18 protein-coding genes are annotated in these 24,254 nt (G+C 53.9%); 12 read left to right on the top strand and 6 right to left on the bottom strand.

All coding sequences use genetic code 11. The features are described 5' to 3' along the window. Position 1: 1 nt before the first annotated feature. The 3 genes from KJ970_20495 (at position 2) to KJ970_20485 (ending at position 2,346) form a co-directional block, all read left to right on the top strand. The gene (locus KJ970_20495) at positions 2-862 is read left to right on the top strand and encodes a TPM domain-containing protein (protein ID MBU2693305.1); all 861 of its coding nucleotides are present in this window, start codon (positions 2-4) and stop codon (positions 860-862) included. A 77-nt stretch (positions 863-939) separates the two neighbouring features. Then, positions 940-1,692, top strand: a complete 753-nt coding sequence (locus KJ970_20490; GenBank protein MBU2693304.1) for a nucleotidyltransferase domain-containing protein — start codon at positions 940-942, stop codon at positions 1,690-1,692. Between the two features lie 63 nt (positions 1,693-1,755). After that, on the top strand, positions 1,756-2,346 hold the full coding sequence (locus tag KJ970_20485) for a LemA family protein (GenBank protein MBU2693303.1): 591 nt from the start codon (positions 1,756-1,758) through the stop codon (positions 2,344-2,346). A 20-nt stretch (positions 2,347-2,366) separates the two neighbouring features. Here KJ970_20485 and KJ970_20480 read toward each other — a convergent pair whose 3' ends face one another. After that, positions 2,367-2,831, bottom strand: coding sequence for a hypothetical protein (locus KJ970_20480; GenBank protein MBU2693302.1), 465 nt, complete (start codon positions 2,829-2,831; stop codon positions 2,367-2,369). 283 nt (positions 2,832-3,114) lie between these two features. Here KJ970_20480 and KJ970_20475 point away from each other — a divergent pair, with 283 nt between their 5' ends. The 4 genes from KJ970_20475 (at position 3,115) to KJ970_20460 (ending at position 6,561) form a co-directional block, all read left to right on the top strand. After that, on the top strand, positions 3,115-3,870 hold the full coding sequence (locus KJ970_20475) for an ABC transporter ATP-binding protein (GenBank protein MBU2693301.1): 756 nt from the start codon (positions 3,115-3,117) through the stop codon (positions 3,868-3,870). After that, entirely contained in the window at positions 3,860-4,921 is a 1,062-nt protein-coding gene (locus KJ970_20470) for an ABC transporter substrate-binding protein (protein MBU2693300.1), read from the top strand. Before KJ970_20475 ends, KJ970_20470 begins: the two co-directional genes overlap by 11 nt. A gap of 59 nt (positions 4,922-4,980) precedes the next feature. Further along, positions 4,981-6,036 carry an iron ABC transporter permease gene (locus KJ970_20465; GenBank protein ID MBU2693299.1) on the top strand — a complete coding sequence of 352 codons (1,056 nt, stop codon included), beginning with the start codon at positions 4,981-4,983 and terminating at the stop codon, positions 6,034-6,036. Between the two features lie 315 nt (positions 6,037-6,351). After that, positions 6,352-6,561: a hypothetical protein gene (locus tag KJ970_20460; GenBank protein MBU2693298.1), complete on the top strand. Its 210-nt coding sequence runs from the start codon at positions 6,352-6,354 to the stop codon at positions 6,559-6,561. Between the two features lie 168 nt (positions 6,562-6,729). On the opposite strand, the gene KJ970_20455 is transcribed toward KJ970_20460, so the two are convergent. The 3 genes from KJ970_20455 to KJ970_20445 form a co-directional block, all read right to left on the bottom strand. After that, positions 6,730-8,163 (bottom strand): MATE family efflux transporter, encoded by a 1,434-nt coding sequence (locus KJ970_20455; GenBank protein ID MBU2693297.1) that lies wholly within the window; start codon positions 8,161-8,163, stop codon positions 6,730-6,732. A 196-nt stretch (positions 8,164-8,359) separates the two neighbouring features. Further along, the gene (locus KJ970_20450; GenBank protein ID MBU2693296.1) at positions 8,360-9,517 is read right to left on the bottom strand and encodes a DUF819 family protein; all 1,158 of its coding nucleotides are present in this window, start codon (positions 9,515-9,517) and stop codon (positions 8,360-8,362) included. Positions 9,518-9,673: 156 nt separating this feature from the next. Continuing rightward, entirely contained in the window at positions 9,674-13,372 is a 3,699-nt protein-coding gene (locus tag KJ970_20445) for a T9SS type A sorting domain-containing protein (protein ID MBU2693295.1), read from the bottom strand. A gap of 681 nt (positions 13,373-14,053) precedes the next feature. On the opposite strand from KJ970_20445, the gene KJ970_20440 reads away from it, so the two are divergent. After that, a complete protein-coding gene (locus KJ970_20440; GenBank protein MBU2693294.1) occupies positions 14,054-14,587 on the top strand; it encodes a hypothetical protein in 534 nt (177 codons plus the stop codon). 117 nt (positions 14,588-14,704) lie between these two features. On the opposite strand, the gene KJ970_20435 is transcribed toward KJ970_20440, so the two are convergent. Beyond that, positions 14,705-15,313, bottom strand: a complete 609-nt coding sequence (locus KJ970_20435; GenBank protein MBU2693293.1) for a hypothetical protein — start codon at positions 15,311-15,313, stop codon at positions 14,705-14,707. 291 nt (positions 15,314-15,604) lie between these two features. On the opposite strand from KJ970_20435, the gene KJ970_20430 reads away from it, so the two are divergent. Beyond that, positions 15,605-16,831, top strand: a complete 1,227-nt coding sequence (locus tag KJ970_20430) for a hypothetical protein (GenBank protein ID MBU2693292.1) — start codon at positions 15,605-15,607, stop codon at positions 16,829-16,831. A 354-nt stretch (positions 16,832-17,185) separates the two neighbouring features. Here KJ970_20430 and KJ970_20425 read toward each other — a convergent pair whose 3' ends face one another. Beyond that, on the bottom strand, positions 17,186-17,452 hold the full coding sequence (locus KJ970_20425; GenBank protein MBU2693291.1) for a hypothetical protein: 267 nt from the start codon (positions 17,450-17,452) through the stop codon (positions 17,186-17,188). On the opposite strand from KJ970_20425, the gene KJ970_20420 reads away from it, so the two are divergent. From KJ970_20420 to KJ970_20410, 3 genes are all read left to right on the top strand, one after another. Further along, a complete protein-coding gene (locus KJ970_20420) occupies positions 17,444-20,650 on the top strand; it encodes a response regulator (GenBank protein ID MBU2693290.1) in 3,207 nt (1,068 codons plus the stop codon). The genes KJ970_20425 and KJ970_20420 overlap by 9 nt on opposite strands. 286 nt (positions 20,651-20,936) lie before the next feature. Further along, positions 20,937-22,430 carry a glutamate--tRNA ligase gene (locus tag KJ970_20415; protein MBU2693289.1) on the top strand — a complete coding sequence of 498 codons (1,494 nt, stop codon included), beginning with the start codon at positions 20,937-20,939 and terminating at the stop codon, positions 22,428-22,430. Positions 22,431-22,499: 69 nt separating this feature from the next. After that, a complete protein-coding gene (locus KJ970_20410; GenBank protein MBU2693288.1) occupies positions 22,500-24,218 on the top strand; it encodes a glutamine--tRNA ligase/YqeY domain fusion protein in 1,719 nt (572 codons plus the stop codon). Positions 24,219-24,254 lie beyond the last annotated feature (36 nt).

The following is a 24,254-nucleotide window of genomic DNA, read 5'->3' as shown; positions in this document are numbered from 1 at the left end:
GATGGCCTGGAGAGGTTCGGTAGAATGGAACGCCATGGGGACTAATAAGCGAAATTTCGGTGCCCGCCTTGCGACAGTCTTTGTCGTGGGGATGTTCCTGTCCGCCGGCGTTGGCTTTGGCGCGGCCCACGCGCAGGCATTCCATCTGGGGGGGCTCTCCATCCCGAGCCCGACGGGGTATGTCAATGACTTTGCCGGGGTCCTGCGGACGCAAGATAAGCAGACCCTCGAAAGTTTTCTGAGCCAACTCGATCAGAAAACCGGCGCCCAATTCGCCCTGGTCATCATCCCAAGCCTCGAAGGAGAGAATCGCGATGATGTTGCGGTCCGTCTTTTTGAAACCTGGAAGATCGGCCGGACTGACAACCGGGGGGCGCTCCTTTTGGATGCGATCAACGACCGGTCAATGCGGGTCGAGGTGGGGTATGGGCTGGAGGGGATTCTGCCCGATGGCCTCGTCGGCCAGCTTCGGGATGACTATTTCACGAGGCCTTTCAGGGATCGGCGGCAAATATCTCCAGAGGAGCGATTCCAGGCCTATCTCGGCATGATGGCATCGATGGCCCAAATCGTGGCCAAAGAACAGGGCATCGACATTAAAACCCTCACTGGCGAGCCGATATCCACCCAACGCCCCGGCAAATCCAAGCGGGGCGGCTGGCTGCCCCTTGTTATATTTATCATTATTTATATGGCTATCTTCAGGAAAAATCCAATGTTAGGGATGATTCTGCTCATGGGGATGGCGGGGGGTGGCGGACGAGGCCGGGGGGGCTCTGGAGGTTTCGGGGGGTTTGGCGGCGGCTTCGGCGGATTTGGAGGGGGGATGTCTGGTGGCGGCGGCGCCGGAGGGCGTTACTGACGGATGGGCGGCCTATCGGACACATGCCAGGGAACGAGGAGCGCAATAGGCTGAAACCGGCATTCGGAGGATGCGACATGTTTATGCGCAGCAAGGATCCAAACACGAATTGCATGGTCTTTCTAGACGACGTGAAGGGAATATGGGGAGACCGTTTGGAATCGGTGGTGCTGTATGGAAGCGCCGCCCGTTCGGATTTCAGTCCCAGCCGGTCCGACTTGAACTTTCTCATCGTGTCAGACGACGTGAAACCCGAAACACTCCGCAAAGTACAGCCTCTAACGCGGCGTTGGCGGCGGATCCGCATAGCAACACCGCTTTTTATGCGCCGTGAGGTGATTCGCAGGAGTCTGGATTCCTATCCATTAGAATTTCTTTCGATCATGGCGGCATACCGCCTTTTGTATGGTGAGGATCCGCTGGCGGATCTTGAATTCCAATCCGAATATGTGCGGCTTCAATGTGAACGGGAATTGAAGTCCAAGCTTCTTTTATTGCGCGAAGCCTATGTTGACAGCGCGGGATCCCGGCATGTTATGCGAGGCCTCGTTTCCCAAAGCCTTCCTGCGATGACGGCGATATTCCAAGGATTGTTATATCTAAGGGGTCGGGACTGGAAGGTCTGGGGGGAGGATTTGTTGAAGTCCGGGAATGAGACTTTTAATCTTGATACCGGCCTATTCCGGGAGTTGTGGAGGATAAAGAAAGAGCAGGGGCGGCCGCAAACGGAAACAATGCACAAAGCGATGTCGCGATATATTAATGAAATCGAGAGATTGGCAACATGGGTTGACCAAGGCGGATTGAGAAACGAAAAGGCCTTGTCTTAGCCGGTGCCGCAAGAGACCGGTAGAGCGGCGCGAACGAGCAGCGTTTAACGCAGGAGGAATACTATGGGACGGGGAGCCATCATCGGGCTTGTCATATTGGGAATACTCATTGTCTTGGGTCTTTCTGTCGGCGGCTGGGTGAAAACAACATACAACGGACTGGTGGGGTTGGACGAAACGTCAAAAACAGCCTGGAGCGAGGTGGAGAACCAGTTCCAGCGCCGCTATGATTTGATTCCCAACCTCGTGGAAACAGTCAAAGGGTACGCGCAGCATGAGCAGGATGTATTTGTTAAGGTGACCGAGGCGCGGAGCAAGGTGGCCGGCGCCGGAACGGTCGAGGAAAAGATAAACGCCAACCAAGAATTATCCGGAGCCTTGGCCCGGTTGATGGTCGTCGTAGAGCGGTATCCCGACTTGAAGGCCAATGAGAACTTCATCCGGCTTCAAGACGAACTTGCCGGAACGGAGAATAGAATTGCAACGGCGCGCAGAAGATATAATGAAACGGCAAGAGATTTAAACATCAAGATAAGAACCTTTCCGGCGAACATCATTGCTGGAATGTTTGGCTTTGAGCGGGCGACGCTGTTTGAAACGACCGAGGATGCGAAAGAAGCGCCTAAGGTGAAATTCACCGGCGAGGGACAATAAGGGCGGGCGGAAAAGGAAACTTACGAGACAGCAATCTGTATCAGCAAGAAGATATGATATAGAACGACGCAGAGGAAGATCGCAAAAAGCGCAGCGATCCCCTTTCGGACGTGGGGGAAATTCTGATGCAGGCCGAGAAAGAGTAACCCAAAAGTTGAAAGGCCGAGCTTAACGGAAATGAAGGCGGCGGGCGCTGCATCGATGAGCAAGGCCATAAAGGGATTCAACTCGACCCCACCTCTCTGTATGTGAGCCAGTGTTAAAACCGCATCGATGCAATGAAAGACAAAGATGAGAAGGAGCGGCCAAACGATCCCCGGTGACAGGCGATCAATATAGAGCCCGACAACCTCTCCATCCCGGCGGGCGCCACGCCGGCGGCCGCGAAAGGTGAAGCGGGAGAGAATAGGAGTCGGATGGCGCCGCCGATCTCTGAAAAGCCTCCGAGGGCGCGGGATGCCGGGTCGGTGATTCGAGGACGGCACGGGAATCAATTTGGGCCCGGGGAAGTTTGAATCTCTTGTCACCCTGTTACCCCCGCGGTGATGTACTCTTATAGGTGTCATCTTCTGTATACATTGTACCACAGAAACGGGGCGCGGTGCAAGTGAAGTCATTGTAACTCGTTGAATCACATCATAATATATCCATTGTGCGGCGAGGGTCTTGGAGAAATAGGTCGCCATAGTGTATTTAAATGATGACAGATACCCATTATTGGACCTGAGCGGGCTTGAGACGGGCTATCCTGGCGGATTTCAGCTTCGTGTGCCCTCCTTGTCCGTCTTCAGCGGGCAAATTTTGGGTCTCCTGGGGCCGAATGGATCGGGTAAGAGTACCCTGCTAAAGGTAATAGCGGGGCTCCTTCCGGCCGAGGCGGGGACAATTCAGATCAATGGCAGAAGCCTGAAGGATTATTCCGCCCGCGAGAGGGGGCGGACAATGGCCTATGTTCCTCAGGCCGCGCAGACTCCATTTCAGGCCACCGTCCGCGACGTTGTCGCCCTGGGACGATATCCCCACCTCGGCACTCTTGGGCGGGTACGCGGGGAAGATAACGAAAAGATCAATTGGGCCATCGAGTACTGTTCGCTGGAGTCTCTCGAACATAGAGAGATCGAGACCTTGTCGGGAGGTGAGCGGCAGCGGGTCTTACTGGCCCGGGCGCTGGCCCAGGGCGCTCCATTATTGCTCTTGGATGAGCCGGTTTCGAATCTGGATATCCGCTATCAACAAGAGACATATGAGCGCCTACGCCGCCTGGCGGAGAACGAGGGATTGGGAATCATCTTGGCCGATCATCAAATCAACCTTCAATCGGCCTACTGCCATGGACTGCTGGTGTTAAAGGGAGGGCGGACAGCGGCTCAAGGAACTCCCGCGGCGCTCATGAGCGAGGATCTTATTGAGACGGTTTTTGGATTGAGGATGCGGGTTGAACAATCGCCGGAAGGACACCTGTTCGGATCATGGATTGCGCCCAGGATTGAAAAGTATAAGGCGGATGAGGCGGATGATCGCTAGAGCGGCCGTTCAATGCTTGTTCCTGCTGATGCTTGCCATTCTATGGCCAAACACGATTAACACCGCGCGTGCCGGGGAGAACCCGGACGAGGCCGGGCAGGCAGCCACGGGCAAAATAAAAACATTCGTCGACGATCTCGGCGACACCCTAAGGTGGGAAACGCGGCCGCAACGAATCGTCAGCCTGTCTCCAAATATCACGGAGCTGCTCTTTGCCTTGGGCGTGAGCGGCGAGACGGCCGGCTCGAGTTCCCGCAGCGGCTCGTCCTTGGGCCCCCTCCCAGGAGATCAGAAGATTGTCGGGGTAACGAGATTTTGTGACGAACCCCCGGAGGCGCTGACAATATATAATGTGGGCGGCATCGTCGACCCCAGCCTCGAGGCGATTCTGAGCGCTGAGCCGGATTTGGTTTTTGTCACGCGAGGCAATCCAAGAACCTTTATTGAATCCCTGCGCCAGCTCAATATCCCGCTTTATGCGATGGATCCCAATGGACCCCTTCAGGATCTTGTTGAGGCCATGAAAAGAGTGGGCTATGCCGCCGGACGGGCCGGCGAGGCGGACGCTCTTGCCGCGGATCTCAAGGCACGGCTGGCGGTTCTCGAAAAACGATTCGGCGCCCTGCCTCAAGAAAAAAAACCTCGGGTCTATTATGGGTCGATCGAGCCGCCTCTCTGGACGGCGGGTCCTGGATCAACCATAGACGATATTATTCGAATCGCCGGGGGTGCGAATATTGCCGATGATGCGCCGACACCATGGTGTATTTATACATTAGAAAGCGTCATCGCCCAAAACCCGCAGATCCTTCTCGGAGTCTATCCCGCGGGACAGAAAGATGCCGAGCGCCGGCGGATCATGCACCTGCTCGCCGAGAGCCCGGGCTGGAAAGATACGGAGCTGGGGATGATACAGCAAGTCTGTTTGATTGAAGAGAATGTTCTGATGAGACCCGGTCCGCGGATTGTTCTCGCGGCCGAGAATGCCGCACGATGTTTTCATCCAGCTGAATTTTCGCGCGACAAAACGAATCCGAACGGCGGGCATTAGCAGGTGAGGCAAAAGATTAATCCGGGTAGAACACGGCAATGGTTCTGAAGAGATCACAAATGAGCGAAGCGCAGAGTCAGGATGAAAAACTCAATCGGCGGCGGTTTAACGCCGGTTTTCTAACCGCCTGCGCTCTCCTTCTTCTTCTGGCGACCCTCTCTCTCGGGGTCGGCAGCACCTCGCTGGGGCTTGACGGCGCTCTCCGTGTCATATTGTGGAAGGTGCCGCTCCTGCGACCCCTTTCGAATGGGACACCCAGCGGTCCTGAGATTTCGATCATTTGGGATATCCGCCTCCCAAGAATAATTTTGGCGATCCTTGTCGGCGGGGCATTGTCGCTGGCCGGAGCATTGATGCAAGCCTATTTCCGCAACGCCTTGGCCGGCCCCTTTGTTGTCGGTGTTTCTTCGGGCGCCGCATTCGGCGCCGTCGCGGCGATTGTTTTTGGGTTGAACATTTCATTTGCCGGAATCTCAGCGGTTCCCCTTTGCGCCTTTGTCGGCGGATTGGCTGTGGTCATGCTTGTGGGCTTGTTAAACAATCGAACGGGCGCCGCCCGTGTCGAGAGTTTACTATTGACCGGGATAGCCGTCGGGTCGGTCTTGTCAGCGGCCGCAAGCCTTATGATGATAACCAGCCAAGAATCTCTGCAATCGATTCTTTTCTGGTTGCTCGGATCCCTGTCATCGGCGCGGTGGCTGCATGTGAGCTGGGTGCTGCCATTTTTCCTCGCCGGGTCGATACCGGCCTTCTTGCTGGCGCGGGATTTAAATGCGCTGGCGTGGGGGGATGAAATTGCCCATTCTCTCGGGGTTTCCGTGAAGCGCTCCAGGAATATAGTTCTGATTTGTGCAACGCTCCTTGCGACATCGGCTGTTGCTGTCGCCGGAATCATCGGGTTCCTCGGTCTCATGATGCCGCATGTCGCGCGCTTTGTTGTCGGATCAGATCATCGCCGCGTCTTGCCGCTCTCTTTCATTTTTGGGGCGATATTGCTTCTCACGGCGGATCTCGCCGCAAGGACACTCTGGGCGCCGACCGAGCTTCCGATCGGCGCGCTGACGGCGATTTTTGGGGCGCCTTTTCTTGCCTATCTCTGTAATAGAAGGCGATGAACACCCGCTGATATTCAGCCGGAGACCCCCTATAAAACCTTCGGTTAGCAGGCTCTGATTCCCGATCCAATATTAAAAATACTTATAATAGAATACACATATGGGAATGGCAAATGCGTCTTTTCCTCTATGGGCGGGGGGTGTCCGCCGCCGCATAGAAGAGAGGGGGCAGATTCTTAAAGAAATTTTATAGACAAAGTCTTGTCAAGAATCCCCAAAACATCCGATAATTATGGCGAGGTGCCGTTAGTGCATCCAGATTGAAAATTGCGGGATTAACCTGAGACAAGTACAGAGATACAAATGGGTGAAGAGATGAAGACAGAACGCGATCCTCAGCCAGAGGATTGGCGTGACGAGGACGACCTGGACGATCTCCTAGAAGATGAAGACGAGGATGAAGAGGAAGCACTGGAGAGGTTCCGGGCTCGTCAAAAGGCGTCTTGGAAAAGGGAGCGCCGCGAAAAAGAGAGGTCGCGAAATCGGATGAGAAGCCGCGGACATGGCTTCGACGATGATGAATAGCCGTTAGTTAGGCTAAACAAGCGCCCGTCTCTTTCCAGTCCAAGCACCGGCCGGGTGTGTCCCGGGGCCGAACAGCGGTTGCTCGTGTTCTCGCGGATGTCGGCGGTATGATTCCTTGGTGACGATGGTGTCATGAGGGGTGTGGGGTTTTTTCATTTTTCCTCTTTTTTATCCGCGCGCATCCACCTCACTTTTGGTGTCATCATCAAGTGGGTTTTCTGAGAGATCGTCCGCGGGCCTGCTATCAATAACCGCTTTTTTCCATGTGCCCAAAGAAAACCAAATTGTTCCGGCGATGGCGGTCAGCATGTTAGACAAAAACATGGCCCACCAGAGACCGAGGGGCCCCAACTGAAGTACTTTCGCAAGGAGATAGGCGCCGGGAACTCTTACGAGCCAAAGGCGGCCCATATTCAGAATCATAAACGGGACAGTATGGCCGGCGCCGCGAAAAGCCCCCATCAGAATCGTAATAAATCCAAAGACAAAGACAGAAAACGAGGTGATACGGAACAGGTCGCGGCCGTATTGAACAACTTCCGGGTCCGAAACAAACAACCGCGAGATAAAGTCACCGAAGAAAAATGTCAGCGAGGTGGCCGGCAGAAGAACAACACCGAGCATAAGAGCGCTTGTATAAACAGAGCGGGTGGCGCGCCGGACCTGGTTGGCGCCGAGGTTCTGTCCAACAGAGGTTGCACAGGATTGAGATAGGCCGATGGCGGGCGCCAAAGCGACATGGATGATTCTATGACCGATTCCAAAGGCGGCGGTCACGGCGGAACCAAACGTATTGACAATGCCGAGCAGCAGGGTGAAGCCGAGCGCGCTTCCGACCTGTCCCAGCGAGACGGGGACGCCGATCTTGAGAATACGGCCGGTCATGGTTCGATTCCAACGAAGATCGCTGCGACGGAGGTGAAAACCCTGTCGCCCGCGGAAAAGCCTGTGAAGACAGAGGCCGGCGGCAACGGCTTGGGCGAGACAAGTAGCCAAGGCGGCTCCGACAACGCCCATCTGTGGGAATGGCCCGATACCAAAGATGAGAAATGGATCCAGAACGACATTGAGCAAAACAGTCGTCGCATTGACGCGAAGGGGGCTGATCGTATCGCCGATACCGGCTGAGATTCCTTGATAGACAAAATAGATAAACATAAAAGGAATGCCCACGAGTATCAAGCGCATATAATCCAATGTTTGCTGGAAGGCATCAGAAGGTGTTTGAAGGAGTCTTAGAATAGGCGCGGCGATCGAAAATATAAGGACAGAAAGTAGAATGCCCGCGATAACAAGAAGAACCAGGGACTGCCCTCCGGCGCGCCGCATCTCGGCCAGCCTGCCGGCGCCCTTGTACTGCGCGACGAGTGTACTGCCCCCCATGCCAAGCCCCATCGCCAGGGAAAGGGCGATAAAGAAGATATTCATTGTAATGGTCGGAGCCACCAGAGCGGTCTTCCCGAGTTTTCCAAGCCAGAAAGCGTCGGCAAGATTGTGCATGGTTTGCAGAAGAAACGAAAGCGTTACCGGCCAGCCCATCATGAGCAGCTTCTTTGTCAGCGAACCTTGAGTGAAATCCAATCCGCCTATAATGGGCTGCATGAGCCGGGACTCCTAAAAGTTATGCGTCGGTTGGAGACAACCCAGGAAGCTCAAATGCTAGCATATGAGAGGAGAAAACCCAATATCTGCCAGCAGGGCCGTCGCCACAAGTTCAATAAACTCTTATCCCGGCGGAAGGTTTCGAGGGCAGATCAAATACTGCCCGGGCAACCTTGCCATTAACGCTTACATTCCTCTATCCTGCAACCCAGGAACACAACTGAGCCGTTACCAGCCCCAAGTAGTTGCCGAGGGCGTAGCCGACCAGCGCCATAAGCACGGCGACAGGAATAAGAGTCTCCCGGTGATAGGAGGCGACGATAGGGGCCGATGCCGCGCCGCCGATATTTGCCGCTGAGGCAATCGCAGCGGTATGGATGTCGACTCGGAAAAGAAGAGCGCCAAGGAGGCAAAATAGCCCGTGGATTGTGATCCACACAAAGGCGGCCGCAACAAACCAATGAGCGCGGGCGAGGCCGGCCAGATCCGCCTGTGCGCCCATCGATGCGACAAAGACATAGACAATGGCCATCGCCAGCGGCTGGCTTCCCGGAATTCGCCGGGCCGGCGTGAGAGAAAGTAGAATCCCGAGCGTTGTGAAGATGACGACTTTCCACGATCCGGAATTCAACACGCTGCCCAACTCAGGTAGCCGGGGTGAGATGAAGGACGAAACAGCAGCGACGGTGAGCCCCAGAAGAACGAGATAAACGATATGGTGCATCTCGACCTCCTTGCTCTTTGCCGCCATTTTCGAAACAGCGGCCTCCATTTTCGCGACGCGATCCGGATCCGCTTTAGAAAAGCGCTGAAAAGCGCCGGCCCACGCGCGGCTGGTCAGGAGCAGGGGAAGCCATACAATATAAACGAGATTGTCAGCAAGAACGGCCAGGCCCATTTCAGCGGGTGGTGTCCCGATGGCCCCGGCGACCGCGGCCATATTTCCCGTCCCGCCGATCCAGCTGCCAGCAAGTGCGCCGAAACCCTTCCAACCCTCCGGGCCGAGTTGATTGCGGAATAGGGAGTAAGCGATCGGAGCGCCGATGACGACGCCGATCGTACCCATCAGCATGACAAGAATGCCTCGTCCGATGACACGCACCACGGCGACAAAATCAACATCCAACAACATGAGGGTTATAAATATGGGCAGGGCGTTTGCCTTGAGGCCGCCATAAATGGGCCCGGACTTTGAGATAATGTTGGTGTTGCTCAATACGACAGGAATTGTATAAATCCAAATCAAGGGGGGCAGGAACTGAAAGATTCTCCAACGAAATCGCTTTTCCAGAAAAAAGAAGAATGCAACAATGCCGACAAGAACGGCCAAAGTGCCCTGCGCGCTTTGTATCACATGGACCTCCTTTATGAATAGGATACATCAGAGGAAAGGAGATTCAAGGATCAATCGATGCGACCAAATGACCAACAAAACGATTCGTTAACTATTAAAAAACGCGTCCGGAATCAGAGTCCCGGACGCGTTTCTTTGGGTTGGATTTGAGAATCATTACCTGATCAGTGTCAATCTCTTCACTTGAACGATGTTGGGAGTCTCAAGTTTCAAGAAGTAAATTCCTGACGAGACCGCATGACCCCTCGAATCGGTTCCATCGAAGACAACCATATGATTCCCCGCGGCAACCGGGCCATGCACCAGCGACCGGACCCTGCGACCCGAGACGTCGAAAATGCTCAGCCTTACGGGCGACTTCTGTTCAAGCCGGAAGGCGATCGATGTCTGCGGATTGAAGGGGTTTGGGCTGCAGGAGACAATTCCAAATTCAAGATGATCGGCTACAGCCGGCGCCCCGGAGACATCCCCGCGAACGATATCCAGCGAAAAGTCGTCCACGGCCGCCTCGACCAGTGAACCGGGCGACGCATCGGCGGCGATAAAGCGGATCTGCGTCTGGCTGGTGAAATCGACATAGTCACCGAGGTTAAATGTGAACTGGGTCCAGGTGTTGGCGCTCTCTTGCGTGTACTCCAAATGGACCCAGGTATCCCCATCGGCGGTAATATCCACAGTCCAGTAATCCTCACCCGGATTGTTTCCGAGATCGTTGGTATACCATCTCCAGTAGGAAAGTGTCGCCGATGTCGCACCGCTAAGGTCGAAGACGGGTGTGAGCAGGGTTGTAATACCGCCATCCACATCGGCTTCACCGGCAGCGCCGCCGACAGAACCATTGGCCGTTACAAAGCACATTGTCCCTGAGGGTGTGTGATCGTCCTCGGGTTGGACAATGCTGGTTTCATATACGGTGCCGATGGGGTCGACGCGGGTCCAATATCCGGACGTTGCATTGTCACCGGCCGCGCCCATGGTCCAACCTCGATCCGTTTCGGCATCATCGAACCAGGGGCCGACATCCAAATCAAACTCGATTGTTGTGTCGAGTCCGTAGGCATTGGTTATCTGGAGCAGGAATACGAGCACTCCCGGAGAAGGACACGATCCAAGAAATTCCACCTCATAGGTATCGAATAGACCGGCGCCATTAATGGGGACTTCATCGCACTCGCCGGCGGCATCGTGAATAACGACATCCGCGCTGCCGCAGGAAAGCAGGCCCGTCAACCCGGCGGCGGCGGAATGTCCCGTATTCAGGACGCTGAACATCAAAGCGACGGTCTCACCAGGATCGATTCCGCCATCTTCATTGCCGTTCGGAGCCGCATCCGTCAGCAGATAGTTCGACGCGCAAAGAACCGGCGCCTGAATGCTCAAATTGAAGGCGGCATCCCACTGCCCTTCGTTTGACGTTGCGGCAAGGGCAAAGGGGACGATGTGGCCATCCTCGGCATTGCCGGCGATCGTAATGAGATAGGGACTATTGCACATTTCAGATCCACCCACAGGAATGTCGGGGTAAGCTTGAGTGGGTGTGAGGATCTGGATATTTGTGTCGACGGATGTTAATTCAGCGGTCACGCCGGTTGTTGGGTCAATACCGACGTTTTCCAGAAGGACGTTCAGCCCAACGGTTTCACCTGCATCCATTGCGCCGTCATCGTCTCCGCCTGCATCCTCTATCGAATTGCCGGCAAAGACCAAATAAGGTCCCGCCGGAGGAATAATGCTTGCCGTTCCGTTAAAGTCGAGACGGTTATGAGCCGTGGCTTTTACATAAAGATCCGCCGGCGCTTCAGCATTGGGGTGAAGCGTAACCGTCCCAAAGGTGTTGGTGACCCCCGTGTCATAAACAGAATAATCGGCGGTGTAGATGGTAACACGGGCGCCTGATATTGCGCCGCCGCCGAGCGCCGTCACCGTAACATCCATATCCCCTTGGCCGATGTATACAACGGGGGTATATGACGCGTCGAGCTGCCCCGGTTCGGCCGTCCAGAGATGCATGGCGGGGTCGCCGAAGACATTCAGCTCATAGCAACACCACCGATTCGCGCCGTAATTGATAGACCAGACATTGTCCATTTTTGAATCGTCATTCGCATCCGCCAGAGGATAGATTTGCTCACCGAAAATGGCATCAAAAAACTGCCGGTCGAAATACTGGGAAGAGCCATCAGTGCTGGAATGCTGCCCCCAGCCATAACGGGAATTCATGATAATAGCCGCAGCGCCGTCATCATCCGTTTGGAACTGCTCTGCATAGCAGTCACCGATATAATAACCGTCCGGATCCCGGTTATCAAAAGCCCCGCAGTAACAGCCCTGGCTGTACACAAAGTTATACGAATGATTGACACCATCATTATCAAAAGAAGGAATGTCCGTATTCGTCATTTTGAGAGCGTACTGAACATTGCAGTGCCCAAGATGATTGACAATATTCATCCCTGATTCCATTAGAGTAATCAGCTGGCTGCTGCTCCAGGTGCCGTTTTTATCGTATAACGTACCGACATTGATGCTGGGAGGGAATCCTACTGTTGTATAGCCGTGGGTGCTGGCACCGTTCTTGATCTCGTCTTTATAGTCCCCGCCCCATGTCGGATCATCCCAAAGCAGTTCGCCGACCATGAGCGCCTCATCGCATTCGGCGACAACCGGCTCGGCTTGGTACCGGATGACCTTTGTGATGAAGTTTTCAATTTCGGTCTGGGAATCCACGCAAGCGCGTCCGATGCCGAGCTCGGGATACAGGTCATCCTCGCCGCTTTCGCCCCAATACCCGTCACCGTCGTTGTTCCAGGTTCCGTCGAGACAGCTATAGTACATATCCGCGGGGATATCGGTATCCGGTGTGCCGTAACCAACGGCATAGAGGCCGCGGTGCGGAATGCCGGCTGTTTCTCTGGCGTCACCAACGAGCAGGACATAATCGACATCCCATGTGGCATAGGCGTCGATGATAAAGTCGCGGATATCGTCCTGATCGTCGACACCAGTGTTATAATTGCCGAGGATCCATGATTTTAAGAAGACGCCGGCTTTATGCCCGCGCTGAGTTTCAAAATTGACAAGCGGGTCAAGATATTCATCCCACGATTCCGTGGTGATGATGATATATTTATAAGCCAAGGACGGATCCAAATTCCGTCCACCGGAGAAAAACCGGGTAATGGATTCGTATGCGGAGGCATCAAGGGGATTGTCTACAAGGCTTTGAAGCCGGGCCAGTGTAGCGGGATCGTGGCGAATCATTCTCTCGGTATCAGCCCAGGCGTCGGCGTCGGGCGCGGTTGTGATGACGACCTCGCAGCTCGGGATATATGACAGGGATCCGTCTGCGGGAATATATTTGACCGGATGAATTGCAAAGGTCGCGATCCGATATCCCCGGTAGAGCCCAACATATGGGGCATCGTGAAGCCGTTCTGGAAAACTCGAGCTGGAAGAATAAATATCATTATTGGGAAGGTCTCTTTGGTAGGGACCGGTGAAGGCAAGGGGATACTGCCGCTGCCCCGGCTCGATTGTATAAGAACCGCTGAGAGCGACCCACGCCCCGGGAATAACCTCAATTTTTGTGATCACCTCGCCGGGAGGCAGCAGAAGTTGAACACCGGCCATCGGCAAGATTGGCTCGCCGGGAGCGCCGAAATTTTGAGCGCCCTCCATGCTGATCCTGTGAAAGCCATCCATTGATTGTACAATGGGAGCTTCAAAATCGTAGGAACGCGTTATTGTTCCCGCATTTGCAGTGCCTGAAAACACCAGCAAACTCAATGCGGCCAGGATTACGAAAGTCCGGCTGAATGAAGGCTGGGGAGAAGATCCTCCTCGATGGTTGCTCATTTCTTGAATCTCCTTTGCGAGGCCCGAGATTAAAGCGCGGCTAGAGCGAGTCTCGTACGCCGCGAATTAAGACGACGGGGAGCCGGCTGGAAGTGGAAGGTGGTGCCATCATGCGACGCAGGTGGGAACAAGCCACCATGGTATGGATGGTTCTGCCCGGCCAAAACCTTACGGTCATACGTCCGTCTATCTCAACCGCTTACAATCATACCCTGTAACCAATTAAAATTCAAGGGGTTATGTCATATTGCGTCATTAGGCCGTCTAATGCCTTTGAATGACTAGGTTATAGATAACTGATTGCTGGGTGGCGGTGATAATCAGCCTGTCTAATTTTAGATATTTGGGCTTTCTTTATTCATTTGTCAGTGTCCTTAAGGGTCATTTTTCTGTCCCTTTCACCTCTTTGGCGGATGCCTCTTCGAACGCGCTGGGTTCACCCGCTTGTCATAAGGTGTCGGCTCAGCAGCCATTGACGAAATCCCGCTGAACCCGTAAACTTTCAACGAACAGGTTAGCGACGTGTGCGACAGGGCGGGTGCGCGGATTGAGCAAGGCAAGAAAGAGGATAAAACTGGCTGCGTCCACCCGGTTTATCCGGCGAAAAGGAGAAAGGTCATGAGATCTGCAATGGGGAGACTTTCAATCTTTTTAAGTCTCTTGATTTTGGTATCTGGTAGCGTGCCGGCAGACGTGGTACCCGATCCCATTAATTGTACAGTTGAGCCCTGGAATACCTTCCAGCAAGCCCTTGTTTCTCCAGGCACCCAATCGGGCATCGATGTCGTGACGATCACGGTGCTTGATATGGCGGAAAACCCCATAGATCAAGCCTTTGTCGAAATCGATTTTAACGACTGCCCCGAGCTATGTATTGAGGGTTCCGATCCGGGGCTAACCGGTCTTACGGGTCCCGACGGCGTCATTGTTATGGATCCCCTGGTCGGCGGATGCGAAGACTGCGATGTCACTGTTCGGGCCAACGGCGTGACGATCGCCTATTATCATCATGTACGGAGCCCAGACTGGAACAACACGGAGGCGGATGGAATCGTTAATGTCGCTGATTTCGCATTCTTTGCGGGCGCCTTCCTTTCAACGCAGAATGATTGCGCCGATTATAACAATAATGGGTCGGTCAATGCCATTGACTTTTCATTGTTTGCCCCGGCGTTTCTCCGGCAGGACCGCAATCCAGCGGGGTGTGCCCCATAGAGAGAACCAGGAAACCACGAATAATCCGTAGATGGGACGATATCTTAAAGATGAACAAAACGGGAAGACGGCCGGGCGAGGCGCCGGCCGTCTTCGTGCGGAGAGAGATATATCCGGTCAATCTTCCTCGATCTTGATTTTCTCGATGAGCTGTTCTTCACTCAGTTTATCGTTGGTGTAGGCCCGCAGATCACCCAACCGAAGCGTCATTTTCAGGGTTCTCATGTCGTTATCTTCGAAATACTCGGCATTGCGGAGCTTAACTTTGATTTCAAGAACGTTATTCTCATCAAGATTCGAGAAAATATCTCCAAGATCCATCATTGTTTCAACGATCTCTTCTTTGCCCCGCTCGTAACGGCGGGCCTGGCGCTTCAACTCCTTGCCGTGATAGCGAGACCCTTCATCATCATCTTCATCATCACCAAACCAGCGCCAGAAACTCTTATTCCCATACCAGCGGGAAACCAGTGATGCGCGGAATGAAAAGACGACACCATGATTCTCTATATAATTCCCATATGTAGGCTCGGAATTCTGGACAAGCCAATTCGGGCTATCGACCAACATGACGTCCATGGCCTTCTCAAAAACCCGAATCTGGCGATCGATTTTTTTTGACCCCGCCATGGCCGGCGAAAAGGCCCCCAGGAACAAAAAGGCGATTACAAATGGAGAGAGAACCAAGGCCAGGGATTTAACTTGTTGTAGTTTAAATAGTTTCACGGCGTACCCCCGTTTTTAGAGATTAACCTGATCGGCCCGAGGGGCCCAATCTGCGTTCTATTATGTTAGACGGATGAGGAGGCGTTCCTGTTCAATGCCGGCCGGTACGATCCTCTCTTCATCGGGCCATCCACCTCGGGATGTGGCGCAACCGCGCGGCGCCGGGGTCCGTATGATAATTGGGTCCCGTGAAGCATCAGGCGAGTTGGAAACCCGCAGGCCCGGGAAAGCGGGATTTGAAAACTGAAACCGCATCCGGTTGGGGAAACCGGCGACCAAGGAGAAGGGGCTATGGCCACGTGTATATCCACATTTAGAAGCATACAATGGATTCTTGTGATTCTGTTCATCGGATCCGCCTCCCGCGCCGAAGTCCCCCGAATCCATAACACATTGCCGGCCGGCCCGCCCCGAAGCGTTGAGCTGGAGGAGATTTGGCGCGTTGGCGGCGACCAGGGCGACATTCTTTTCGGTACTGTGACAGAGGCGACGACCGATTCGGATGGAAATGTCTATATTTTAGATACGCAACTATGCCACGTGGTGGTCATTTCCCCGTCGGGGGAATACCTCCGCACGATCAGTGGCGAGGGAGATGGACCCGGAGAAGTCCGCCGCCCGAGAGACCTGGTGTTTCTTGACGACGGAACGCTTGGAATTCTCGAGCTCTTTCCGGCGAAATTTATAAAGCTCTCTTCCAGCGGGGAACCGAGGGGGATTCTAACGGTTGGTGGCGACGCCGATCCGCAAACGGGATTCACTTCCGCCAGCCGCTGCATTTACCGCGGTGGGACCTTGATGATCGCCGGACAGCGGTTAGTGCAGACGGATACGGGTCAGAGTCGCGTCATGTATCTTTCCCGATTGAATAATATCGGCGCGGAAGTGGTCCGTTTTTGTGAAGCAACAATGGTTCTCAACTTTGAGAAGCTGCACTTTGTCGAGCGGGAACTCGAACCTGGGTTCTTTCTCGGAAACGCTGTTGGACCAGATGGGCGCGTTTATAGCGTTCAATCCTGGAATAAATATGCGGTCGATGTTTATCAGCCAGATGGCACGCTCGAGAGAATTATCGAACGGGATTTCGAGAACAGAAAACGCACCGAAGACGAGTTGCGCAGAGTCAACGCGCTGTTTGACGCATCCGATCAAAACACGCCCTATGAAGCAACCCGGGAGATCGAACCCTGTCCTCCCGCCATATCCGACCTTCATGTGGATTCCGGCGGCAACCTTTGGGTCTTGAACAGCCGCGGAGCAGAGAATCCTGTCGATGGGGCCATGCTGAGCTATGACCTGTTTGATCCGCAGGGCGAATATTTGGAGCAGGTATCAATTATCTGCGACGGCGACCCCGCATATGACGGCCTCGAATTTCTTCCTGACGAGCGGGTCCTTTTGATCAAAGGGTATGTTCTCTCCGGGATGTCACGCACCGATCTGGGCAATATCGCCTTCGGGGAGGAAGGGGAAGCGAGTCCCCTAGAGATTATCTGCTGTCGGATGACAAGCCCATAAGCCCCGCCGACGGATAGCCGGCAAACATCCACCCAGAATGCAAAATCCAGCCGCGCCACCCAGCAGGCCAATGTGTTGCGAGGATGGATGATAGCCGTGTGCCGCCAAGACGAGGGCTCCCCGCGGCGTTGTTCCCCGGCCCGGCCTCATGAGGCCGTAACTCGAAGAATCTCTTAATGATAATACCTTGCCGAGACGAATCTTTGAATAATAAGAAATATTAGACCCATCGGCGGTTACCGCAGGCCGGCCGCCATACGATGTATTTTTTGAATATGGGGCGGATGCCCGAGGTAGAGGATGCGGACAGCCAGTTTGCCAAAGAAAATACTTATTCCTCTCGCCCTAAGCTACCTATTGGTTTTGGCCATCTGCCTTATCAGCATTTTCTGGTTCCATAAATCCACCCTCGACCGAACGGCTCAAAGGGAAACATCGAAATGCCAGGCGGTATTCCGCCAGGCCATCGAAGCGGATGCGGAATTGATTCATGGCCTTCTTGACCCACTGGAAAAAAATCAAGGTTTCGTTGATGCCTATATTGGTAGAGATCGTCCAGCCTTGTTTGCAGAAGCCCTCCCAACATTGCTTTATATGCGAGACCGGTATGGCGTGACCCATTTGTATTTTATTGAGCCGGATCAAACCTGTTTCCTTCGTGTGCACAATCCCGATAGCTTTGGAGATTCGATTCAACAACGTGTACTGGCCACCGCGAGCCAAACCCACCGGGAATTTCACGGGGTCGAATTGGGGAAATTCGGAACCCTCACATTGCGTGTTGTCCATCCTTGGATCGTCAACGGAGAACTCGTGGGATACTTGGAGCTTGGGAAAGAGATGGAGCATCTCATCCCGCAGGTCGCGAGGACGCTGGAAGCGGAAATATGCTTGGTTGTTTATAAAGACAGGCTGGATCAAGAAAAATGGGAAGAAGGAAAAGCTCTCCTTAATCTCTCCGGGGAGTGGAATCACTTTTCATCGTTTGTCGTGACGGAAAATACAGCAAGGGATGTCCTCGTCCAACAGGCGTGTGGTCAACTGGACGACCCGCAACGCCCTGGGAATAAACCCATAAGGATCAAGGATGGCTCAAAGCATTATACCGCCAGGGTGATCCCGCTAATAGACGTCAGCGGGCAGAGAATCGGCGTCGCAATGGCCTTCTACGACATCGATGCCACGGCCGGATTCCGCCAGCTTCTTTTCCTCATCACCGGAATTTTCTTGCTTGGCGGCGGGATCGTCATTTGTCTCTCATATGGACGTACAAAATCCATCTCAAGAAATCTAGTTGCAAAGCAAAGAGAAATCGAGAAAGAGATCGAGGAAAGAAAGACAATCCAAACAGACCTGGAGGTAGCCTTCGCCGAGCTTAGAAAACAAAACAGCCTGCTCGATATCGTATTTGAGGCATCCCCCGACTATATCGCTATGAAAAATCGGGCGGGAGTTTATATTTCCGCCAACGCGGCATTTTGCCGTCTTTTGGGAAAGAAGAAGGACGAAGTGATCGGCCGGAGCGACCAAGAGCTTCATGCAGATGAGAATATTGAAAAATTTTCCAGGAACGATGACAAGGTCCTCAATGAGGGAAAGGCTTGTTCTGAAGACGTCTTGATCAAGACAGCCAAAGGGGAAAGATGGTTCTCTATTACGAAGGTGTGGGTTCTTGGATCCATGGGAGGTGACAACGGCCTCATCTGTTCCATGCGGGATATTACGGAAAGAAAGATCGCAGAGGAAGAACTCAAAGAAGCAAAACGTGAAGCGGAGGAGACAAACGAGCTTCTGGAAGAATCAATCGGCCGGGCTAATGAAATGGCGACGCGGGCGGAAATCGCTAATATGGCGAAGAGCGAGTTTCTGGCCAATATGAGCCACGAGATCAGAACCCCTCTAAATGGCGTGATCGGCATGGCGAGCCTTTTGCAGGAAACGGATCTAACCAACGAGCAGCGGGATTATGCGGACATCGTTCAGTCCAGCGGCCATGCGCTCCTATCCATCATCAACGACATTCTTGATTTTTCAAAAATAGAAGCCGGCAAACTTGAGCTTGAGATGCTTGAGTTTGATCTCCGAAATATGGTGGAGGGAGTGAATGATCTTCTCGCCGTCCGCGCTCAACAAAGCGGCTTGGAGTTTGCGTATTTCATCGATGTGAATGTTCCGTCTTTGCTCATCGGTGATCCTGGAAGAATCCGCCAGGTGCTGCTCAATCTGGGTGGAAATGCCGTCAAGTTTACATCAGACGGAGAAATATCCCTAAAGGCGACATTGGACAAGGAGGATGAATCGTGCGCCGTTATCAAATTCGAGATATCAGATACGGGCATTGGAATCCCTGAAGAGCGAATAGGTGTTCTTTTTGAAGCTTTCACACAGGTCGATGCGTCAACGACAAGGAAGTATGGAGGCACAGGGCTGGGTCTCGCGATTTCAAAGCAGCTCGTTGGATTGATGAACGGGGAGATAGGTGTGGCGACCAGGGAAGGCAAAGGGTCAACATTTTGGTTCACGGCGTGTTTAAAAAAGCAGGCTGATGATGCCGTTCATCGCGAAGAACCCTATGCCAAGCTCAGCGGTGAACGCATTTTGGTTGTTGACGGAAACGCTACGAATCGAGGGTATCTCTCCGTGGTGTTACAATCCTGGGATTGTCGAAACGATGAGGCGTCGGACGCGGCAACCGCTCTTCAGAAACTGAACGATGCCCAGGAACAAGGGGATCCCTTCAGGATTGTTATCATCGATACGCAGACGACCGGTATGAGCGGGGAAGTATTCGGCCGCAAGACCCAAGAAGCCGGAATTCAAAATAATACGGCCTTGGTCATGCTGACCTCAATGGGAATTCGCGGGGATGCAGCGAAATGCGAGAAAGTCGGATATTCCGCATATATAACAAAACCGATAAAACAAGGGCAGCTATATGATTGCCTTGCCGTCGCACTTGGCCGAAAGCGAAACAGGGGGCCCGGCTCCGGGGATCGCATATTGACACGCCACAAAGTAGTAGATGAACTCCGGCGCGTCCATGTTTTGTTGGCCGAGGACAACGCGGTTAATCAAAAAGTCGCCGGGGCGATCCTCCGAAAGCTGGGATGTACTTTCGATTTAGCGGAGAATGGGGCTCAAGCGGTGAAAATGTTGGGGAGGAATCGGTATGATTTGGTGTTGATGGATTGTCAGATGCCAGAGATGGATGGATATGATGCGACCCGGGCCATGCGGCGGGAATTGGCACCCGGGGGAAAAGAGAAGGTGCCCATTGTTGCCATGACCGCGAATGCCATGCAGGGCGATCGCGAGAAGTGCCTGAAGGCTGGAATGAACGATTACATTGCGAAACCGATCGACCCGCAAAAATTGGCCGGAATCATAGAAAAGTGGGCTTCCCGTGTTGAGGAAGTGATGCCATCTGAAAAAGTAACCATGGAGGAGGGTCAGGTAGTGAAAGAACCGATCTTTGATCGTGATGAGTTATTGGATCGAGTGATGGGCGATGAAGATATTGTTCAGATGATTGCCGAGGAATATTTCATTGATTGTCCGATCCAGATAGCTGAACTTTATAAAGCGCTTTCAGACGGCGACTTGGAGCTCATACAGAGGCGGGCCCACACTATTAAGGGCGCCGCCGCCAGCATGAGCGCCAAGGGTATGCGCGAGGCCGCCTGCGAAATAGAGGCGATTGCAAACAGCGGGAACCTGGAGGCCATAAAACCGGCCATCGAGCGCATTGAAACTGAATTGGAGAGCTTGCGGATGGAACTGATTCGGCTGGGGATTATTAAGAACATAAAGGCGGCATAAGGGAAAGGGCCGCCGGAACGGATCTCTCTCCACGCCGGCGAAATATTTTTGGCCCCAGAGGTTTGGCGGGAGCTGAGGATTGACGCGCCTATTCGCCATTGGTTGTTGTACCAGCACCTCCCCAATAGAACGTTCCTCGAAACCCCCGAGCCACCCCGCACTTCCCCAGAACGGGCTTCTTGGATCTCTCCTCCCCCTTGACTCTTTCCGCCTAAAAGACGAGTTTCTACTAAATAGGTGGTTCCGCATAAGACGGCCGCCTCAACCGATTCGATCGAGGAAACCCATGCCCGACAAAACGATCCGGGTTCGTATTGCGCCGTCTCCCACCGGTGATCCCCACGTTGGAACGGCCTATCAGGCTCTCTTTAACTACGCCTTCGCCAAGGGACGCGGCGGAAAGTTCATCCTCCGCATTGAGGATACCGACCAAGCCCGCTCCACAAAGGCGTCGGAGGTGATGATCCTCGAGTCGCTCAAGTGGCTTGGCCTCCAGTGGGACGAGGGTCCCGACATCGGCGGGCCCCACAGCCCCTATCGTCAAAGCGAGCGAAGCGAAATCTACCGCGGGCATGTCGAAACGCTTTTACAAAACGGGCATGCCTATCATTGTTTCTGTACAAAAGAGCAGCTCGCTGAACGCCGGATGCGCAAAGGCGCCGACGCCGGGTATGATCGGCATTGCCGCGATCTCCCGGCCGGGGAATCAGCGCAGCGGGCCATCGCGGGTGAATCCCATGTGGTACGGATGAAAATCCCGCTTGACGGCGAGTGTGTTTTTAATGATGTTCTGCGCGGCGAGATCCGCAAAGATTGGAATTCGGTGGATGACCAGATCATCCTCAAGTCGGATGGCTTTCCGACCTATCATCTCGCTAATGTCGTCGACGATCATCTGATGGGAATAACCCATGTCATCCGCGGTGAAGAGTGGATCAACTCGGTTCCAAAGCACGTGAAGCTTTATGAATATTTCGGCTGGGAGCCGCCCGTCTTCTGCCACCTCCCGCTTCTCAGAAACAACGATGCGAACAAATCGAAGTTATCGAAACGAAAGAATCCGACATCGATAAACTATTTTCGTCGGGCCGGCTATTTACCCGAGGCGCTGCGCAACTTCCTTGGCATGATGGGCTGGATCATGCCCAACGAGGAAGAGAAGTTCACGCTCGAGGAGATGTGCAGGAATTTGAAGCTCGAGGACATCTCTCTCGGCGGGCCCGTCTTCGACATCACCAAGCTCAAGTGGCTGAACGGCCGCTATATCCGGGAGGATTACACGCCGGCCGCGCTGACCGACGCCTTGGAGGATTGGGCGTTGCGGCGCGATTTAGTGGAAAGGATCGTCCCCTTGGCGCAACCTAGATTAGAAACCCTAGCCGATTGGGGATTCCTGACCGCCGCCTTTTTCGCCGACGAGGTGCCGCTTGAACCCGCCGATTTCAAGATGAAGGGCAAGACGACCGACGAGGTGGCGGCCTTCCTGCAGATGGCGGTGTGGAAGCTGGAGCAGCAGCGGGATTTCAGATGTAAACCGCTGGAGGAGCTCTTTAATGAAATGGCCGGGATCTTCGGCGTCAAACTCCGGGATTTTACGCGGCCGTTCTATCTGGCGCTGAGTGGCCGGAAGGCCTGGACGCCGTTGTTTGATTCAATGGAGATTCTGGGCTCCGATATGGTGCGGGTACGGCTCCGCCGGGCCATTGACGCCATCGGGGGAATTTCCTCAAAGAGGTTGAAAATGGTCGAGAAGGAGTTCGCGGACCTGTTCGGGGATTAGCGATCATCCGAAACCAGACCCTGAAAGACGCGGGAATCACGAAGAATTATTGTAGAAGGAGCAGGCACCATGACCACGCCGAACTCAACGCCGGATTTAACACCGGAGTCAACGCAAGGTTCTCATTTCATTCGGGAGATCATCAAGGAAGATCTGGCAAATAACAAAAACGACGGCCGCGTCCACACCCGCTTTCCGCCGGAACCGAATGGGTATATCCATATCGGCCACGCCAAGGCGATATGCCTCAATTTCACGATGGCCAAAGAATTCGGCGGCAAATGCAATCTGCGTTTCGACGACACAAATCCCAGCAAGGAAGAGACAGAGTTTGTCGATGCCATCATGGAGGATATACGCTGGCTCGGCTTTGATTGGGAAGATCGTCTGTACTATGCATCCGACTACTTTGAAAAGCTCTATGATCATGCTGTTCAGTTGATCAGGGATGGTAAAGCTTATGTCTGCGACCTTGGCGCCGATGAAATCAGAATGTACCGCGGAACGCTGACCAAGCCGGGGAGGGAAAGCCCCTATCGCAACCGCCCCGTCGAAGAAAACCTCGATCTGTTCTCCCGGATGAGGGCCGGTGAGTTCCCAGACGGATCGCGGGTGTTGCGGGCCAAGATCGATATGTCATCCGGGAACCTGAATATGCGCGATTCTGTCATCTACCGGATTCTCCGCGCCAACCATCACCGAACGGGCGACAAGTGGTGCATCTATCCGATGTATGATTTTACGCACTGCCTGTCCGATTCGATGGAGGGCATCACCCATTCCCTCTGCTCGTTGGAGTTTGAGGATCACAGACCGCTCTATGACTGGTACCTGGATGAATTGGGGGTCTTCCACTCCCGCCAATATGAATTCGCGCGCCTCAACCTGACCTATACCGTTCTCAGCAAACGGAAGCTTCGTATCCTCGTAGAGGGAAAGCATGTCAATGGGTGGGACGATCCCCGCCTGTTGACCCTTGTCGGGATGCGGCGAAGGGGATATCCGCCTAATGTCATTCCGGCTTTTTGTGAAAGGGTTGGCGTGGCCAAGCGCGATAGTGTTGTCGATATCGCTCTGCTCGAGCATATGCTGCGGGAAGAGCTGAACAAGAAGGCCCATCGCGTCATGGCCGTATTGGATCCCATAAAGGTTGTTATCGACAATTATCCCGAGGGGCAGGTCGAAGAGATAGAGGCCGTGAATAATCCCGAAGATGAATCGGCGGGAACAAGGAAGGTTCCCTTTACCCGCGAGATATATATTGAGAGGGACGATTTCTGGGACGATCCGCCGAAGAAGTATTTTCGCCTCGCGGTGGGACGCGAAGTCCGCCTCAAGCACGCCTATTACATTACGTGCGACAGCGTTGTGAAGGACGAGACCACCGGAGTAGCCAAGGAGCTTCATTGCACCTATGACCCGGCGACACGGGGCGGCTGGTCGGAGGACGGACGAAAGGTCAAGGGGACCATACAGTGGGTTTCGGCGGATCACGCCGTTCCCGCCGAGGTGCGGCTGTATGACCACCTCTTCACCAAAGAAAACCCAGAGGATGTTCCAGACGGCGAGACATTTCCGGCGAATCTGAATCCCGCGTCGCTGATCGTGTTATCATCCTGCCTGGTTGAGCCGGCGTTGCAGGGAACCAAGCCGGGGGATCTGTTCCAGTTCATACGCCATGGGTATTTCTGCGTGGACAAAGATTCGACCGCAGAAAAGCTCGTTTTCAACCGCACGATCTCTTTGAGGGACAGCTGGGCGAAGATTGAGCAGGGGCAGAAGAAATAGGACGGAACATCCGGCGTCCAAGCCGGGCGGCCCACG

This window comes from Candidatus Eisenbacteria bacterium, from assembly GCA_018831195.1.
Lineage (GTDB): Bacteria > Eisenbacteria > RBG-16-71-46 > CAIMUX01 > JAHJDP01 > JAHJDP01.
Note: the sequence above shows the minus strand (reverse complement) of the source record. Positions and strands in the feature narration are given on the sequence as shown.